Raw genomic sequence first — 18,412 nt, 5'->3', positions numbered from 1 at the left:
ACCATCCCAATCAATCAGGCCATTCACCCTCATCGCCGATCAATTCGAGGGAACCTTTGATAAATGCAAATTGCGGTATATTTGTGGTGGTCCAGGGATTAGGAGCCTTGTTGATCAGGATGACAGCTCCATTATCTCCGTCCAGGCTAATCATTGAAAGACTGAGATAGCCGTTTCCGGAGCCTGAATGAAACAGATACCTTCCCCGAGCCTGGCTATCAGCATTGCGGTTACCGATGAAGAAGCCAAGGCTACGAGTGTCAGTTGAACTAGGGATGCTCAACTGTTGAGCCAAAGGTTGTTCAATCAGAATGTGGCTGGAGTTAAGCGCCTTAGCAAAGGCCAGATTGAACCGAGCCAAGTCGCTCGCCGTACTCCACATTAAACCCGTGGAAAGGATGGGATGCCGCATCGGTGCCCGAGGGTGCGGCTGATCATCGATGTCATAGGGAATGGCGATTGAGCTGTTGTCGTTCAGGAAGAAGTTGTTATTAAAGGTGCTACGACTCATGGTGGATGGTGTCAGCACCAACTCCTGCATCAATGCCTGGAAGGATTGGTTACTGATTGATTCCAGCGCCATCTGCAGCACCGTGTAACAGCCGTTGCAGTAGTCGAAACGGCTGCCAGGGATTCGCTCCACCGTCAGCGGTTCATTGTTGGCTGGAGGCAGTCCTCGCAGCACTTGCTGCATGGTCGGAAGAGTTTCCTTCGGACCACAGCAGCCGTCGGGGTAGGGATTGCTCAAAGCTGCGGTGTGGTTCAGCAGCATGCGAAAACTCACCGGTACTCTCGCGGTGTAGCCGTTCTCCGGGATCGTCCAGTCCTCCAAATAACGATTGACAGGCTCATCCAGGGCGATCCCTTTGATTGCGAGAAGCTTCACCGTTGCCAAAGCAGTGAGAGTCTTGGTGATGGATTGGGCCTGGAACAAGGTGTCCGCCGTCATCGGTCGGCCGCTGGCAAGGTCCGCCACTCCGAATCCCCTAGCCCAAGAGATTGAGCCGTCGTCAATCACTGCAATGGAAGCACCTGGAATCCTGTGCGTCTGTCGCAGCGTGTCGATCTGCTGCTGCAGCTCGGAGAAGGGGGTTGCCGCCTCAGTGGGCATGGCGAGGGGAACCGTGGCAAGGCAGAAAATCGCCGCAGCGCAGGCCCCGTCAAAGAGTCTTTGTCGGTCCCGAAACATCGCGTTCAAACCGTCCTTATGCTGCACGCACGCTAAACAGCCCGGTCAGATCTAGGCATTGATCAGGGTTGGCGTGCGTGTCGGTTTAGAGCGACCAACAGCAGCTCAGCGCTGCTGCCAGGTGCTCTGCTGACTAGCTTTCAAGCGTCTGTGAGCAAGATCACAAGCCGACTTGATTTCGCTCAACACACAACGTGAGCACTGCGGAAAAACTGAGTTCATCCAGAGGCCACACCCCACTCCGGTCTCCAACGTTCTCTCTTTCTCCCATGCTTGAGTTCAACCTCGACGGCGATCTCTTCACCGGTTTTGACGCCAGCAATGCTTATCAGCGCGTCGCTGGCGGAGACCCCTCCGCCTACGGCCTCTCCCAACAGAACAACGGCCAACCAGGTTCTGCCTCCGATCCTCTAAGCGCCCAGGATCCGATCTCTGCTTTGGCAGACGACGATCAGAACCAACAAGCCGCCACACTCAAGCCCCATCGCCCTGCACTCTGGAACCAGGGCACACCCAGCCAGCACCACTCCAGCCAGCCAGCAGGCGTTGCCGCTGATCCCTCCCAGACCGATCAAGGCAGCGATCGCCAGCAAGACAACAGCGATCCAGCCCAGATCGATCAACTCACCGGTGGCCATCAAGACGGCCGCGCCATCGCGAGCGCACAACAGCCAGCCAGCGCTGAGCGACTTGAGCTCGCTCCAGCTGATCCAGCTGATCTCAACACCGCACCACCGCAGCTCGATCAACTCACCGGTGAGACGCAGGCCGGATTCTTTGGCTTCATGCCAATGCCAAGCATCTTTGAGATTGATCCGGATGTGCTCTCCTATCTCGGCGAACGCGCGGAGGTGAACAACCTGCTCGCAGAAGACCGCTTTGATCGCGATCAATCCACAGGCACCGAAACCTTCTACAACTTCACATGGGGCAGCGGTTTTTCCGCCAATGAAGCCAGCGGCTACGACGTCACCGACAGCCGCACCAATGCAGCCGACATCGGCACCGTCGCCTATCGCGACGACAAAAAGGTGATCGGAACTGTTGGCTATGGCAGCGGCAGATCACGTGACGCCAACGATTACTTCTCCTTCTATGCCGGCAAGTGCGGCACCTACGACCTCTCCCTCTCCAACTTGGGCGCCAATGTCGGCCTCGCCCTCTACAACGACACCGGCTCGCTAGTCACCTGGTCGAACAAATCAGGAACCCAGAATGAAAACATCAGCACCTTCCTGAATGAAGGCCACTACACCAGCCGCATCTACAGCTACAACACCTCGGCTGCCAACAACAACGGCGCAACAGCCTTCAATCTCAACATCAGCCGCCAGGCCGACTGCTTCGAACAAATCACCAACTGCTTGATTGATGACAGCAGCATTAAAAATGCCACGCTCAACTCAATCAAATACGACTACAACTTTGATCGCAACGACGTGATCGGCATCCTTAAAAGTGCTGGCGACTATGGATCTGTCACCAACACCGAACTGACCGATCTACAGCAATTCCACAACATATTCAGCGGCACGATGCGCGCTGATATTGCCGGCCTCTCTAAAAAAGTAGTCTTTGGCGATTCCAGCAACGCCTGGTACACCGGCTATGACAGCATCCGCGATGAACTCGGCAACCTGGAAGCCGGCACCAATACCCAGAGCCTCAATCTGCTGATTGGCAAGCACATGCTGGGCACCGATAGGCCCGAAATTCACACCGGCAGCTACACCCAGGCCGGAGGCACCCTGGAGATCGGTGGCTATAGCGCCAACGATATCGATCAGGGAGCAACAGGGTCCTGCTATTTCCTCTCCGCTCTTGCCGGCACCGCCGACAAAAAAGAGTCGATCATTGAGGACATGTTTGAGGACAATGGCGACGGCACTTACAGCGTTCGCTTCTACACCAATGGCCAGGCCGACTACGTCACCGTCGACAGCATGATGGCGACCAGAGCCGATGGCACCTATCTCCATGCTGATGCTGGCGATGGCACCGCAACCGACGCACTCGTGGCCGACAACAACGAACTCTGGGTTGCCCTTGCGGAAAAAGCCTATGCACAACTAAACGAGTCGGGTCGCCTTAATCAAGAAGAAGCGACAAACCGCTACGGCATTGCCTGGAATGAAGGCATCAGCTGGGGGTTCACCACCGACGCGATTACCCATATCACTGGACTCAATTCCAGCTGGGGCAATGCAAGCTCGTCCGGCTTAGGCGCAAACAATGTGAGCTCTTCGGAGCTGCAAACCCTCGTTAACAGCAACCGTGTCGTGGCTGCAGGATGGGGCGGTCACGCTCGCACCATCACGGGCTACAACGCCACCACAGGCCAATACACCATTCGCAATCCCTATGACCAAAACCACTCCACACTGACCCATGCACAATTGATCAGCCTGGGCGCACAGTTCAGCTGGAGCAACACCTGACTCCAGCAATCAGCCCAACACAACGATCACAGAGGTGGCTACGGCCACCTTTTTTCATGCAACCATTCACGCCACTGGGCCTTCAACCCCACTTTGAGAATGTGGGATTGAAGGCCCGAAGAATGATGGCAAAAATCGAACCAAAATTACATCAGAACAATTCCAAATTAACCCCATCATTTCCTCAATAGGCCTCAACATATTAGGTGATCAAAATGGGGTATATCTGAGCCACCCAGTCCAGTCGTGCACTGTTTGTTCCCAATGCATGACGCAAGAAAACTGGCTGTGAGCAAGATCACAAGCCGGCTTGATTTCGCTCAACACACAACGTGAGCACTGCGGAAAAACTGAGTTCATCCAGAGGCCACACCCCGCTCCGGTCTCCAACGTTCTCTCTTTCTCCCATGCTTGAGTTCAACCTCGACGGCGATCTCTTCACCGGTTTTGACGCCAGCAATGCTTATCAGCGCGTCGCTGGCGGAGACCCCTCCGCCTACGGCCTCTCCCAACAGAAAAACCTCCAACCAGGCTCTGCCTCCGATCCTCTAAGCGCCCAGGATCCGATCTCTGCTTTGGCAGACGACGATCAGAACCAACAAGCCGCCACACTCAAGCCCCATCGCCCTGCACTCTGGAACCAGGGCACACCCAGCCAGCACCACTCCAGCCAGCCAGCAGGCGTTGCCGCTGATCCCTCCCAGACCGATCAAGGCAGCGATCGCCAGCAAGACAACAGCGATCCAGCCCAGATCGATCAACTCACCGGTGGCCATCAAGACGGCCGCGCCATCGCGAGCGCACAACAGCCAGCCAGCGCTGAGCGACTTGAGCTCGCTCCAGCTGATCCAGCTGATCTCAACACCGCACCACCGCAGCTCGATCAACTCACCGGTGAGACGGAGGCCGGATTCTTTGGCTTCATGCCAATGCCAACCATCTTTGAAATTGATCCGGATGTGCTCTCCTATCTCGGCGAACGCGCGGAGGTGAACAACCTGCTCGCAGAAGACCGCTTTGATCGCGACCAATCCACCGGCACCGAAACCTTCTACAACTTCACATGGGGCAGCGGTTTTTCCGCCAATGAAGCCAGCGGCTACGACGTCACCGACAGCATCGGCAATGCAGCTGACATCGGCACCGTCGCCTATCGCGATGACAAGCAGGTCATCGGCACCGTTGGTTATGGCAGCGGCTGTAATCGTGACTACAACGATTTCTTCTCCTTCCATGCCGGCAAATCCGGCACCTACGACCTCTCCCTCTCCAACTTGGGCGCCAATGTTGGCCTTGCCCTCTATGACGACAGTGGTTCGCTGGTCACCTGGTCGAACAAGTGGGGAACCCAGGATGAAAACATCAGCACCTTCCTGAATGAAGGCCACTACACCAGCCGCATCTACAGCTACAACAGCTCAGCCTGGAACAACAACGGTGCCACTGGTTTCAACCTCAACATCAGCCGTCAGGCTGACCTCTTTGAACAGGTCACCAATTGCTTGATTGATGACAGCAGCGTTAAAAATGCCACTCTCAACTCAATCAAATACGACTACAACTTTGATCGCAACGACGTGATCGGCATCCTTAAAAGTGCTGGCGATTACGGCTCTGTCACCAACACCGAGCTCACCGATCTGCGCCAATTCTGGAACACCTTCAACGGCACCATGCGTGCTGATATTGCCGGCCTCTCCAAAAAGGTGGTCTTCTCCGATGACAGCAATGCCTGGTACACCGGCTACGACAGTATTCGCAATGAACTTGGCAACCTGGAAGCTGGTAGCAGCACCCAGAACCTCAACCTGCTGATTGGCAAGCAAATGCTCGGAACCGACAGGCCGATGATTCACACCGGCAGCTACACGCAAGCTGGAGGCAGTCTCTTTGTTGACGGTATTAACGCCGGTGATGTCGATCAAGGAGCGACAGGGTCCTGTTATTTCCTCTCCGCTCTTGCTGGCACGGCCAATGAAAAAGCCGAGCTGATTGAAGACATGTTCACCGACAACGGTGATGGCACCTACAGCGTTCGCTTCTACACCAACGGACAAGCCGATTACGTCACCGTCGACAGCATGATGGCGACCAAAGCCGATGGAACCTACCTCCATGCCGACGCCGGCGATGGCACCGCAACCGATGCCGTGGTGGCAGACAACAATGAACTCTGGGTCGCCCTGGCCGAAAAGGCCTATGCACAGCTGAATGAATCCGGCCGCCTCGGCCAACAGGAAGCCACCAATCGCTACGGCATTGCAAGCAATGAAGGCATCAGCTGGGGATCCCTAACCAATGGGATTGAGCATGTCACCGGTCTCTCCGCGACCTGGGGCAATGTCAATGCTTCCGGCATCAATGGCGTCAGTTCCGCAGAACTCCAAGCCTTGGTCAATGGCGACAACGTCGTCACCGTGGGCTGGAGCGGCCATGCCCGCACGATCATGAGCTACGACGACAGCACTGGTGAATACACCATCCGCAACCCCTATGACGAGAACCACTCCTCACTGACCCATGCGGAACTGATCAGCCGTGGTGCATTTGTGAGCTGGAGCAACACCTGACTCCAGCAATCAGCCCAACACAACGATCACAGAGGTGGCTACGGCCACCTTTTTTCATGCACCAGGGCCAAGACGCACAACGCAACCATGCCGTCTCACTGAACCAAAGCTCCAACCATCATCAAGCAGTGTCGTCTAGGTCATCACGCCAACCTCAGTGACTGGTGGCGCGATCCATCAACAACTCCGAGAGCTCCCACAGCTCCGCCGCCTTCTGCAGATCAGCAGCTTCAGCACTCGTGGCCTCCGCCTCAAGGTGATGCACACCGGGGCGGACCAATGTGTTGGCGATGTAGGTAAATCCGGGCGTGGCGCTGTCATCCATGACCAATTGCGCCAGAAGCCTGCCGGCGCCTTCGAGCGATTCTGTGATCCGAAACAGATCACGGGCCACCAGAGCGAAGGCCGCCATAGCCAGCGGATTTCGCCGGCGGTTGTCGCGGAAAAAACCACCACCACTACGGGGGATCACCAGACCGGGACTCCAGGCAATCACGGGAATCGCTCCATCCAGATGCCGGTTCAACTCCCGTGCCATCAGCAGATTGCAGAGCTTGCTGTCTTTGTAGGCCTTGTCGGCATCAAAACAATCGCTGCCATCCACCATCACGAAGCCTGCCCCAGCGCGTAGCCCCGCCAGATCTCCCAGGGCTGCCGGCCGGCCCACCTTGCCGCCGCCGCTGGCGGGGTTATGCACCTCCGAGGCCGTGATCACCAGGCGCGGGTTGGCTGACCGACGCAGCACGGGCATCAGGCGCATCGCAATCAACTGATGGGCCAGCTGATTCACTGCAAAGGTGAGTTCGATGCCCTGGCAGCTCCAGCGTGGCTGGCGGGCTCCGGCGTATTGGAGCCCTGCGTTCAGCACCAATGCATCGAAGGATGTGTCGCTCTCGCGGAGCTGATTGGTGATGTCAACCACAGCCGTGAGATCGGCCAGGTCGCAGATCAGAGTGCGGACGGCTCCGCCGAAAAGGCCCAACGTCTGATCAGCCCTCGCCTGGTTGCGGCAGAGGATCGTGAGCTCATGCCCTTGGGCGTTCAGGAGCCTGGCCGCCTCAAGACCAATCCCAGAGCTGCCGCCGGTGAACAAAATCCTGGCTGGTTCAACACGAGTCATGGAGCTTGAACACATAGAGCCGAGCGTCACGATCGCTCACCACATAGACCCTGCCACGGTCTGGATCGATGGCGATGCCCTCCGCTTTACGGATGCGCTTCGGCTTGTCGTTTGGTTGATCCTTTGGCTTGATCACCAGATCAAGGCGTTGGAGGACTGCATCGCCATGCCAGTCGTAATGGAACACACACTGGCCTTTGTCGCTAGTGATCCAAAGGGTGTCGCGATGCCTGTCGTAACTGAGGTCAGAGAAGTCCAGTTGATGCGTCCCCAGCTTCGGGTGTGAGAAACCATTCGCCTCCGTCAGCTGCCTCGATGACAGGATCGTGCTGCACGCCGCATCCAGTTCGATCAGCAGGCCTGGTTCAGCCTCCTTCACGACGAACACATGCTCATTCGTCGTATTGACCGTGATTCCCTCCAAGCCCTTGTTGTCAGGTGGATCCGGGAAATACGCCGCAAGACTGCCGTAGTGAGCCATCGCTGAGAGTGGACGTTGATGCAGGTCCCGGCGACTGACAATGTCAACCGTGATGAGCGAGTTGGTCTCTTCCTGCACAGCCAGGAGCTGAGTACCGTCTGAGCTGATGGCAATCCCTTCAAGGCCTTGTGCAGGGATGAAGAAGGAGTCGTTGAGCGACACACGACCTTCGAGATCCATGCAAAAGATGGCCTTGGTGTCATCACTAACGGTGTAAAGCGCCGTGCCGTCAGCGTTCAAGCTGAGGCCCGATGGTTCATTCAGGCCGATGCCTGGATCACGAATGCGGTGACTGCTGATCAGCTTGAGGCGTAGTTTCCCCATCAGCGACCCATGTCGCGACTCAGTCGATTCTGGTTGCTCGATCCAGTCACATGCAGGTTCTGCTGATCCGCTCCTACCAGCTCCTGCTCAAAGGCCTGGCCAGGGTGTTGCCCTTCCCCCGTCAGCACAGGCTGATCGGAGCCGGTTCCAGCCAGACACTGGCGGCAGAGCTGAGCAGGCGTCGCTGGCGCCGTCCCCTACTCGTGAGCGATCGCCAGCTGATGCAGCTGCAGCTTCCAGCAGCGTTGATCCGGGACCTGGAAGCCACTGGGCTGCCATGCAGCGTGTTTGATCAGGTGCTTGAAAACCCCACCATCGCCTGCGTGGAAGCCGGTCTGCAGTGCTACCGCCGCAACGGCTGCGACAGCCTGATCGCAGTGGGAGGGGGCTCGGTGATGGACTGCGCCAAGGGCATCGCCGCTCGCGTGGGCAACCCCTGGTTGCCTCTGCGCTGGATGGAGGGCCTCTTCCGGGTGCTCGCACCGCCGCCGCCCCTGGCTTGCCTCCCCACCACCGCGGGCTCCGGCTCGGAAAGCACGATCGCAGCGGTGTTCACTGACCCGCAACGGCACGGCAAATTCGCGATCGCCGACTTGAAGCTGCTTCCCAGACTCATGGTGATTGATCCAATGCTGATGCTGGGCCTGCCAGCAGCGATCACCGCCGCCAGCGGCATGGATGCCCTCACCCACGCCGTGGAGTCGTACATCGGCCGCAACGGCAGCGCCTGGAGCCGGCGCAAGGCCCTCTCGGCGCTGAGGCGGATTCACCGCTGGCTGTTACAGGCCCATCGCCATGGCAGAGATGAGAATGCCCGACTGCAGATGGCTCTAGCGGCCCATGAAGCCGGTGCAGCCTTCACGCGCACCAATGTGGGGTATGCCCATGCCATCGCCCATGCGCTGGGCAGCCTTTACGGACTTCCCCATGGCTTGGCCAACGCCATCGTGTTGCCGGAGGTGCTGCGCTGGTCACACCCCTGTTGCGAGCAGCAACTCGCCGAAATGGCCCGGGCGATCGAACTCGAAGGCAGCGATGGCAGCGAGCAGGGGCTGGCACTGACCTTCATCGCCTGGATCGAAGCACTCAAGCAAGATCTTGGGATCCCTGCCACTGTTGCCGAGCTTCGCGAGGAGCACATCCCTCAGATCAGCCGTAGCGCTCTAAAAGAAGCCCACCCTGGCTATCCAGTGCCACGCCTGATGACGCAGACGGACTGCGAGGCCCTGGTCTCCCGTCTACAAGACCACAGCGACAACTGCTTTCGATAATCCTGCCCAGCGATCAGGAACGCTGGGCAGAGCACAGCTTCATTCCCAATCGGCTAGATCATCGACGGCCAACGTTGGGCTCAACCACCGTTGCAATAACGAACCGCTTCGGCGTTGGAGCGGCCATCAGCGACAACAGCCTCGACACAGCCGTTGAACAGCTTGCTCTCCTGCTTCACGGCACAAAGCCCGAAGGCAATCGCCGCCAGGGAGATGGCGGAGACCACCGTGGCTGAGATCTGGATCACGCCGTAGGTGAGCATCGCCCGCTTGTTGCCCTTGCACGACTGTTGTTGGGTGGAGGCGTCAGACATCGCGATTGAATCGGTCTTAAGACCCTATGGATCCAAAGACAGCACAAGAGAGTCTTAGGGGGATGGGATAACCGCACAGCGCAAAGTGAGCCTGATCACCATTGAGTTCGAGCAGCGGGGCGATCGTGAAGGCACGGTGAAGGACAACCCAAAAAACGTCACCACCGTTCTGACCTGCGTCTGCCATATCCGAAAGCCCCGTCCCCAAGGCGGGGCTTTCCCTTGGGCCGACCACGGTTGTTGCAGCGTTGCGCCCCAGCCCTCGGCACTGTTGTGGCGCACCACAAGCTGCAATCGCTAAGCAGCCAACCAGGGCAAGCGAATCCCGCAGGCTTCGAGGGGATCCATCACCAACTTGTTGAGCGCACGCCCGAGCAGCACTTGCGGTTCATCGCTGCGTATAGGAATCACAGGGTGCAGCCGGTTACCAGGCAGGCCGAAGCCCCTAACAATCCCGCGCCGAAGCAGTGAATTGCCTGCTTCCAAACCGCAGACATAGGCGCGTTCCTGGCAGAGCCCCTTGGCACCGTGTTCCTTCTCGCCCATCCGCACCCAGTCTCCAGCGCAGACCACAGAAGCCAGAGACGTCTCCAGCGGTGGCCGCTTGCTGAAACTTCCTGGCGAGAACAAAGACACCGACCCCCGATAACGCCGCACCTCCTGGTCCACGACCTGGGCACTGCGGAAACCAGGCTGCGCCATGGGCAGCAGATCCTGCATCAAGCAAGCAACGATCTCCTCATCGCTGAGATCTGCGATCGCCGAGGCGTTGTAGAAGTCGCTGGCAACCACAGACCCCTGTGGACTCTGATCAGCCCACAGCGCCTGCTCCGCATCCCGCTGCAACTGATCCAACATGAAGAAGGTGGCTCCGGCACCCTTCAGGGCAGTGAAGCGAGAGAACACATTGGCGGGATCGGCAACCGGGACGTAGCGATCCAGCCACAAACGGATCGAGACCACATCGATGGATCCAAGCGTGCCGGCACGAACCAGTTCTGGCACCAAGGCAGCGCACTGCGGTGATTGAGCCATCAAGGCCCCCATCCCTTTGGCACCAACCGCAAGCACCACGGCATCCACATCCTCAATCACACCGACGTTGGCGGTTGTGACCGAACAGGTCTCCACCGAACAGATCGTGTGGATGTCATCCGAGAGGTTGAGGCGAGTGGCGAGGGTGCCACCCAGCACTTGAAGCTGATGCTCTGAACACAGCCGTTTGCTCAGGGGCGCAAACACATGTTCAGCGATGCTTTTGGACTTGATCCAGCGCACATCAAAGGAGTCTTGATGGGCCAGGGCGTAGTAATAAAGGAGCTCCATCGTGACGGCAGCCGACAGCTCCTCCGGCGGCTTGAACAATCCCACTAAGAGGATCGGCCGCAGAAATTCATCGATCATGCGATCACTGATCCGCAGCTGCCGAAACAGCGTCAGCGCATCGATCGCGTCGTAGTTGCGGTAAACCCGATCACTACGGTTGAGGTCGAGCATGGCGTAGAGAAGACCCGCGATGCTGAGCCGATCCTGAACCGGGAGCCGCTTGAAGTTGTTGAGCGTGGCGAAGGCTTGACCCAGTGGACTCGGCAAGAACGGCGCATCGCCGAACACAGGTGCAGTCGCCTCCAGACCTTCGGGTGACCAGAACGCACTGGTGGTGAATTCGGTAAAGATCGAGCCGAGCCCGAGCTCACTGGTCAGCGCATTGATGTTGGGATAGTCCTTCCAAAAGCCCCGGGTACCGGCCTCGAACGGCTTGCCACTGTGACTGGTCAATGGCTTGATGCCAGTTGGATCGGCCAACCCATCCATCAAGGTGACACGAACACCGGCTTCGCAGAGTGTCTTGGCCGCACCCCAACCTGCCCAACCGGCTCCAATCACCACCACATGGGATGGCTTGCTGCCAGGGGTGGTCGCCTCGGTCATAGAGCTGAACTCGATCAGCTCAATTTAGAAAAGTGAACCCATGAGCCATGGGTTCACAGAGGAAAACAATCTCAGCTCCAACGTTGATGAAAACGACGTCTGCATCGTTTTGAGCTGATCGAACGCAAACGCACGGCCTGGGCTGAGCGCCAGACGATTCACAACTGGATCATTGGAGCTAGCAGAGCCCAGCTTGCGGCTGCTTAAGACTTCTCAGCCTCAGCGATGCAATTCTCCTCGGAGTCCGTCGCTTGGTCGTCATCAGCCACCGCTTCTTCGCAGTCTTGCTCGATTTGCGCCACAACGAAATCGGGAGCGACTGGAGCCGCGAAAGCCACAAAAGGGGCTGCCAGGGCAACAACCAGTGCAGCGAGTGCAGTTTTCATTGGATTGGTAGAGCTCTCTGAAGGCTTAGCAATCAGGCAAAACCTTGTCAGCTGGTGATCAAACTCTTACAAGGCGAGCCAATACCTCAAAGCCAAGAGAATGTCGCGTTGAAGGTTGAGACAACAGCCTGAGCACCAGAGGCATAAAAAGGCGAGAAACAATCCTGAACAGGTCCACTGACCGTGCCAATTAACAGTCTGATTGCAACAAGACGAATGAAGCGCAAATGAATACTGCAACAATGGCAAGAGTCAGTCTTCAAGCAGGCCTGATAGGACAATCATCTCACGTAGGGCTTATCTAGTGCAAACAATAGTGGAACACAAATAGCGGAGAGACAAACCGCAGCATCAGAGAATCAGACAGATCAAACCTATGGAGTTACAACACATTCACAAACAGGTTCACCAGCCTCTGTGATCACGATGTAGGCAACTGACGTCATCAAACGAGGGCACTCCAGTGAGGCAGAGAACGCCAACGGAGGGAAGGAGGTGTGCGAATGAAAGAGAAAGAAATTTTGGCCTGGCTGACAATCACAACATGATCCACTAACAAGAAGAAGGGAACCCACGGCCTACCGAGCATTGGGGAATCCAGCCAACTGCCTCAGGAGTGCTGGGACGCCGAAAGTCGGGATGTCAGTGGCTTCACTCAGTGGCTTCACTTTCGCGCTTTCCCTCTGCCTCAATGCCATCCAACCTGGTTCTCAACGCCGACCCTGGTGTCTGCCCAGCCTTACGCACCTGGATCGAGAACAACGCAGACCTTCTCGTTGGCTTCAGTTTGCAGGTCGCTGAGGATGTCCAAGCAGAACTCCAGTTGCACAACACAGCGCTGGCTCTGAATATCTCGTCTAGCCGAGCCATCAAAGAGGGTGGCGACATCGCTTTAGCGTCGGCAATCCTCCAGGGTGAAATCAGTGGTCTGATTCACTTTCCATCACCCACCAGTGAACGATCGGCCTCAGTGCTCTCCGAGCCTCTGGTGCGAGCGGCCCTGCTCAGCGACCTTCCCATCGCCCTGAACCCAGCCTCAGCGTCTGCACTGGTGCGAGGAATCAAGGGCAGCCGACGGGGGTATCTGATTTTTAACCCCGTTGCAGGCCAGGGCAATTCAGAAGCGGAGTTGGCAGAGATCCGCGCCTATCTGGAACCGCAGATCATGCTGCAGATCTGGATGACCAAACAAGGTGTTGATCCTGCTGAGCAAGCTCGGGATCTGATCAAAGAGATCAAGGCGTTCGATCAGACCGGAGAGGGGGAATCCATTGTGATCGCCTCGGGTGGCGATGGAACCGTCGGCGCCGTGGCCAGTGCCCTACAGGGCAGTGGAATTCCACTGGGCATCATCCCCAGGGGAACAGCCAATGCCTTTTCCGTGGCCCTCGGCATCCCAACAAGCCTCAAAGCCGCCTGCACAAACCTCTTACTCGGCAACACCCGTCGGGTGGATGTGGCACTGTGCAACAACAAACCGATGATCCTGCTCAGCGGCCTGGGATTTGAGGCGGGGATGGTGAATAAAGCGAGCAGAGAACTGAAAAACATTCTGGGCCCGATGGCTTACATCTTTTCGGGCGCACGCCAGATGGTGGACCAAAAGCCCTTCCCGGCCACCTTGCGCATGGAAGGGAAGGAACACAAAGTCGAGGCCAGTGCGATCACCGTGGCCAATGCTGCGCCAGCCACATCGGTGATGGCCCAGGGTTTTGGTCAGGTCATCCCAGACGATGGCCTGTTGGAAGTGATTGTTGCGTCCCCAAAAGACAGGATTGGGGGTTTGTCCGTGCTCACAAGTCTGGCTTGGTCGGCCATCCTCAATAACGCATCCCACCATGACAACATCGTCTGTTTTCGAACCAAGGCTCTAGATGTGGAGCTGAATGAAAACCAGAAATTGGTGGTGGATGGAGAAATCACTGAAACGCGCTCCCTTTCGATCTCCGTAGAACCGGGTGCTCTGGTCGTCGTGGCACCGATCCGGCTCAATCCTTGAATCTCGCCAGCGATCCTTCCATCCAAATCAAAATCCAACGGATGCAGGACCGTATCCGTTGGGGGCATCCCGCCCTGCAGACGCGCGGCATCGACCAAACCCAGTTCGTCCTGGATCACCACCATCAGCCATCAGAACAAGACGGGGCGTTTCATTTTCTTGTCGTTGGCGACAGCGGAACCGGTCGTCATCGCCTTCACAGCCCCCCGCGTCGCATCGCTGAACGGCTACTGGAGCACAAACAGGATGCCGCCTTTCTGCTGCATACCGGTGATGTCGTGTATTTGGTGGGAGCAACGGCTCAGTACCAACGCAATTTCATCCGCCCCTATCGCGAGTGGTTGGTGGACGGAATGCAGTGGGAAACCGTCAACCCGAAACAGCTGACATTCAATCAACCCTTCCTGCCTGTTCCCGGCAATCACGATTACTACGATCTGGCCTTTCCGATCAGACTGGTCGCAGGCTTAACGCTCCCGTTTCGCCAGCATCTGCAATGGTTTCATGATGTGGATGCCGGTTGGCGTGGCTCCCGTCAGGGCGAGGCGTATGCCCGCGCTTTTCTGGATGTGCTTCACGACATTCCTTCAGCCAAATTGGCCCACCATTTGGACACGGTTTACAGCGCCGAGTGGAACGGACGGCGCTGCCTTCGCTACCGCCCGGGAGTGCAGACCTGTCTTCCCAACCGCTACTACCGCTTTCGCCATGCGGGAGTGGATGTCTTCGCCATCGACTCCAACACACTGATCGCTCCACTGAAGCAGTCTGGAAATCACACGGAGCTCATCAAAGAACTGAAGGCCCTGAAGCAGGAACAAGCCCAACGCTTTCAGGAGCTGGCGAGTCTCCGCAATGAAGAGGAGCGAGATGGGGTGATGGACGAACTCGAAACACTGCAGGAGGAGTTACTGGATCGTCAGCGGCGGCTCAACACGCCCTCAACGGTCGACCACGAACAATTGCAATGGCTACGGGATGGGCTGATCGAATCACACCAAGACCCATCCAGCCGAGGACGCATCGTGATGCTGCACCACCCGCCTTATGTGAGCGAAAAAACAAAATGGAATCAGGCCGATACCCAGGCGATCCGACAACGCCTGCGAGAGGTTCTGAACGATGTAGCCAAGACGATCGGCCAGAGCAAGCACCCCCTGGTCGATGTGGTGTTGAGTGGCCATGCCCATTGCATGGAAGTGCTGCGTAGCCATGAAACGGGTCATGCCGATCGCAACCTCAATTGGGTGATCTGCGGAGGTAGCGGCTATGGGCTTAGGTCCCAACGTCGCGATGGAGCAGTCCTGGAAGAGCGCAATCAATCAGATCAGCTGAGGCCTGTTGCCAGCAGCGAACTCTTCATCGGCAGGAACTGGAGAAAGGGAACCAGTGCCTACAGCGGACTTCGGGTTGACATCTCAGCAGGTCGACCACTCCGGATCCAATTGACACCACTGGTCTCCTACCGAGACAACGGCTGCTGGCACGACGCCGCCTTGCCCTCGATCCCCCTACCGATGCAGTCAGCACAGACGCCATAACGGCATCAAGCGATCAAGGTCCGCACCCAGATGTGCTGGGAGAAAAGCGGAAGCATGTGCTGACTGCACAAGGATGCAAGCCCGCCTCTCGCTCGTCCAGCTGGCTCAGACCGTGACGAGACCATCTGTCTCTGTCCCATCACTGGAGTGGACAGCCAGCGACCAACAGGCTCAGAATGAGAATGATTCCCGCTTGCGGGTCGAAGCTTTTCCAGCTGTCGATCAAGGGGACGGAGTGAATCGCAGTGCCCTTTCGGGGCAGGAGGTTGGACCAAACGCCATGACCAACAAGCAAATCGCCTGCTTAGGCCTGAAGGCCTGCATCCCAGCACCATGAGCCAGACCTGGTTGATCTCAGGCCCTCCAGGCTGTGGAAAAACCAGCTGGATCCTGACGACGATCCGGAGCCACCCGGGTCCCTGTGGTTACTTACGTCTCTCAGGACTGTCAGAAGACGGGCTGGAGCAGGGGCACAATGCAGGCATCGATTTGGCCTGGCTGAGGGATCAACGACCCCAGCTGCAAGACCTCTCCCAATCAGATCAGCAGTGTGCAGACCGCGCAGACGACCAACTGAATCTGATTGAACTGCAGCAATATCGCCCACCAACTGATCCTGGTGTCGATGGAATCGATCCACGCATCAGCAACCAACTCAAAGCTCTGCAGCTCGAACCTGATCGCGCCCTGCACTTCGGGAGGGAACCAGAACTGCCCGAGCAGGACACCTTGGAGTTCAACAGACTTGAAGCCTGGAATCTCAGTCTTCACAACAGTGTCTGGGACCCCAACAGTCTCAGCAGTTTCTGGTTTGAGTTGGTCAATGGAGCCTATGGAGATGTTTATCGCGCCAAAGCATTAATGAACCTTCCGGACGGTCGCGCGTTCTTCTGTAATTGGATCGTCAGCCAGCAGGGATCGCAGTTCCTGCCTCTAGAGCGTGTGGAACCGCCAACGGGGCGCCCCGATCGAACCTCAGAGCTTGTCGTACAAGGCAAGGCTCTTGATAGCAACGGGATTCAATCCACAATCAACGACTGCCTGTTGAGTGATGCAGTTCTAGACATGCATCAAGCCCCGCTCCGAGAACAACAACCAGATCTATTCCAAGCCAAGAGGTGACCATGGCTCACGCGGTAATTTCCTGTCTCCACGCCAACCTTGCAGCCGTTGAAGCGGTGCTGGATGACATTGACCAGCAAGGAATTGAAACCATCACCTGCCTCGGGGACCTCGTGGGCTATGGCCCCCAACCCAACGAAGTCGTTGAGCTGGTTCGCCAACGCGCCATCCCCACCTGCCAAGGCTGCTGGGATGAAGACATCATCGATGGCCTCAATGCTTGCGAATGCAGCTATCCCTCGCAACTGGCAGAGCGGCGTGGCCATCTCGCCCACCAATGGACTGAGGCGAAAATGACAGCAGACAACAAGGCCTTTCTGGCCAGCCTGCCGACCTCCATACGGCGAGACAAGCTTCTGTTCGTTCATGGCAGCCCCAACAGTCAGCACGAATATCTCTTGCCTGACATGAATGCATTCGCGGCCCTGGAACGGGTTGAAACAGCGGGTGCAGAAACACTCTTCTGCGGACACACCCATCAGCCCTATGTGCGTGAACTGCGGGGCGGCTCCATTCGGGTGCGAGTGCAACACCACGACAGCAGCAGCTCAGAGGAGCAGGAAATGACGCTGCCAATGCGACGGATCGTCAATGCAGGATCGGTGGGCGAGCCACGCCACGGCAACACCCAAGCCACCTACGTCATTCACGATGAAGCAACGGGCGATTTAACGATCAGAGAGGTGAACTACGACGTGGCAAAAACATGCCAGGCCATCATCGATGCCGGCTTACCTGAAGTCTTTGCCTGGCGATTAAGCCACGGCTTTGAATATGCGGAACGGGCTGACGATGCCAGCCATGTGTGTGAGCGCTGATGGAACGCTGGGCACTGGTGAGTGGGTTGGGCGGAGATCTCGAGGTCTACGAACAGATCCAACGTGAACTGAAAAAGAGCCGCGGGGTGGAGCGTCTGTTTGTGCTCGGTGATCTAATCGGACCGAAGCACAACAGCGATGCACTTCTAAAGAGACTGCAGGAGCCCGAACGCGGCGATCTACAACCGGAATGCATCTACGGCTGGTGGGAGGAGCAATTGCTGGCCGAACGTGGATACCGCGGTGAGAGAACAGCGGAGGCACTGCGCATCAACCATGACAATGATGCGGTGGAGGGATTATTAGCTTCGGTGGATTCAGGGCACATGACCTGGCTGGCATCGCTGCAGTTCGGCTTTATTGAGCTGGATTGTGCTCTCTTACATGGCAGCTCAGCCGACGTGGGCGACGAGCTGAAGCCAACCAGCTCTCCGTTAATCCTGCTCGATCGCCTCACCCGTCTGGATGTCAACCGATTGTTCACTGCCAGGAGTGCGCAGCAGTTCCGTCTTGAGCTGAATGGGGGAGCCATCGATTCCCACATCAAAGATCTCAATGGGGAACAGCATCAACAACAGGCGGTGCCCAAACGAAGCGTGATCGGGATCGGTTCTGGCGAGTTGTTCAGCTTGTATGCACCGGGCAGTGATCACATTGAATTCCTAAAAGCCGGAGGCAAACCAGTGTCTCGAGGCTTGGGTTTCGGCTGAGAGAGACGATCTTGCCGTCAACCAATGCGTTGGTTGCAATCATTTTCCTTGTCGAGAAGACCCGAACACAACAGCGAAAACGCCAAACCTTGGCGAGCACCAACCACCTTGGCCAGGCTTGGCAATCGAGAGACAGCTTTGCTGTGCGGCCTGGGGGGATACGCCACCAAGGCCGCGAGCCAATCCAGTCGAACCAT

15 protein-coding genes are annotated in these 18,412 nt (G+C 57.2%); 9 read left to right on the top strand and 6 right to left on the bottom strand.

Going from position 1 to position 18,412, the window contains the following annotated elements; translation table 11 throughout:
- Positions 1-10 precede the first annotated feature (10 nt).
- Positions 11-1,189, bottom strand: a complete 1,179-nt coding sequence (locus tag SIB72_RS09745; RefSeq protein ID WP_413745093.1) for a serine hydrolase domain-containing protein — start codon at positions 1,187-1,189, stop codon at positions 11-13.
- A 269-nt stretch (positions 1,190-1,458) separates the two neighbouring features.
- Here SIB72_RS09745 and SIB72_RS09740 point away from each other — a divergent pair, with 269 nt between their 5' ends.
- Both SIB72_RS09740 and SIB72_RS09735 read left to right on the top strand, forming a co-directional pair.
- Positions 1,459-3,627: a C2 family cysteine protease gene (locus SIB72_RS09740; protein ID WP_413743754.1), complete on the top strand. Its 2,169-nt coding sequence runs from the start codon at positions 1,459-1,461 to the stop codon at positions 3,625-3,627.
- A 407-nt stretch (positions 3,628-4,034) separates the two neighbouring features.
- The gene (locus SIB72_RS09735; protein ID WP_413743753.1) at positions 4,035-6,197 is read left to right on the top strand and encodes a C2 family cysteine protease; all 2,163 of its coding nucleotides are present in this window, start codon (positions 4,035-4,037) and stop codon (positions 6,195-6,197) included.
- A 154-nt stretch (positions 6,198-6,351) separates the two neighbouring features.
- Here SIB72_RS09735 and SIB72_RS09730 read toward each other — a convergent pair whose 3' ends face one another.
- Positions 6,352-7,317 carry an SDR family NAD(P)-dependent oxidoreductase gene (locus SIB72_RS09730; RefSeq protein ID WP_115120915.1) on the bottom strand — a complete coding sequence of 322 codons (966 nt, stop codon included), beginning with the start codon at positions 7,315-7,317 and terminating at the stop codon, positions 6,352-6,354.
- Positions 7,304-8,122 carry an SdiA-regulated domain-containing protein gene (locus SIB72_RS09725; RefSeq protein WP_115120914.1) on the bottom strand — a complete coding sequence of 273 codons (819 nt, stop codon included), beginning with the start codon at positions 8,120-8,122 and terminating at the stop codon, positions 7,304-7,306. Before SIB72_RS09725 ends, SIB72_RS09730 begins: the two co-directional genes overlap by 14 nt.
- Positions 8,123-8,172: 50 nt before the next feature.
- Between SIB72_RS09725 and SIB72_RS09720 the strand changes: the two genes are divergently transcribed.
- Complete coding sequence (locus SIB72_RS09720; protein ID WP_413743752.1) at positions 8,173-9,393, top strand: iron-containing alcohol dehydrogenase; 1,221 nt, start codon at positions 8,173-8,175, stop codon at positions 9,391-9,393.
- Between the two features lie 80 nt (positions 9,394-9,473).
- On the opposite strand, the gene SIB72_RS09715 is transcribed toward SIB72_RS09720, so the two are convergent.
- Positions 9,474-9,707: a hypothetical protein gene (locus SIB72_RS09715; protein WP_115120912.1), complete on the bottom strand. Its 234-nt coding sequence runs from the start codon at positions 9,705-9,707 to the stop codon at positions 9,474-9,476.
- Positions 9,708-9,792: 85 nt separating this feature from the next.
- Here SIB72_RS09715 and SIB72_RS09710 point away from each other — a divergent pair, with 85 nt between their 5' ends.
- Positions 9,793-10,008, top strand: a complete 216-nt coding sequence (locus SIB72_RS09710) for a hypothetical protein (RefSeq protein ID WP_115120911.1) — start codon at positions 9,793-9,795, stop codon at positions 10,006-10,008.
- Here the strand turns inward: SIB72_RS09710 and SIB72_RS09705 are convergent.
- Positions 10,005-11,639 (bottom strand): FAD-dependent oxidoreductase, encoded by a 1,635-nt coding sequence (locus tag SIB72_RS09705; RefSeq protein WP_413743751.1) that lies wholly within the window; start codon positions 11,637-11,639, stop codon positions 10,005-10,007. The genes SIB72_RS09710 and SIB72_RS09705 overlap by 4 nt on opposite strands.
- Positions 11,640-11,842: 203 nt before the next feature.
- Positions 11,843-12,025 (bottom strand): hypothetical protein, encoded by a 183-nt coding sequence (locus SIB72_RS09700; protein ID WP_115120909.1) that lies wholly within the window; start codon positions 12,023-12,025, stop codon positions 11,843-11,845.
- Positions 12,026-12,716: 691 nt separating this feature from the next.
- On the opposite strand from SIB72_RS09700, the gene SIB72_RS09695 reads away from it, so the two are divergent.
- From SIB72_RS09695 to SIB72_RS09675, 5 genes are all read left to right on the top strand, one after another.
- Positions 12,717-14,024, top strand: a complete 1,308-nt coding sequence (locus SIB72_RS09695) for a YegS/Rv2252/BmrU family lipid kinase (protein ID WP_413743750.1) — start codon at positions 12,717-12,719, stop codon at positions 14,022-14,024.
- Positions 14,021-15,565 (top strand): metallophosphoesterase family protein, encoded by a 1,545-nt coding sequence (locus tag SIB72_RS09690; RefSeq protein ID WP_413743749.1) that lies wholly within the window; start codon positions 14,021-14,023, stop codon positions 15,563-15,565. The genes SIB72_RS09695 and SIB72_RS09690 overlap by 4 nt, the downstream gene beginning before the upstream one ends.
- Positions 15,566-15,898: 333 nt before the next feature.
- Positions 15,899-16,687, top strand: coding sequence for a GTP-binding protein (locus SIB72_RS09685; protein WP_115120906.1), 789 nt, complete (start codon positions 15,899-15,901; stop codon positions 16,685-16,687).
- A 2-nt stretch (positions 16,688-16,689) separates the two neighbouring features.
- Positions 16,690-17,505, top strand: coding sequence for a metallophosphoesterase family protein (locus SIB72_RS09680; protein WP_413743748.1), 816 nt, complete (start codon positions 16,690-16,692; stop codon positions 17,503-17,505).
- Positions 17,505-18,215 carry a phosphoesterase gene (locus SIB72_RS09675; RefSeq protein ID WP_413743747.1) on the top strand — a complete coding sequence of 237 codons (711 nt, stop codon included), beginning with the start codon at positions 17,505-17,507 and terminating at the stop codon, positions 18,213-18,215. Before SIB72_RS09680 ends, SIB72_RS09675 begins: the two co-directional genes overlap by 1 nt.
- Positions 18,216-18,412: the final 197 nt, after the last annotated feature.

The organism is Synechococcus sp. MIT S9451, assembly GCF_047304725.1.
In the GTDB taxonomy this organism is placed as follows: Bacteria; Cyanobacteriota; Cyanobacteriia; order PCC-6307; family Cyanobiaceae; genus Synechococcus_C.
This window is presented reverse-complemented; position numbering and strand designations above follow the sequence as displayed.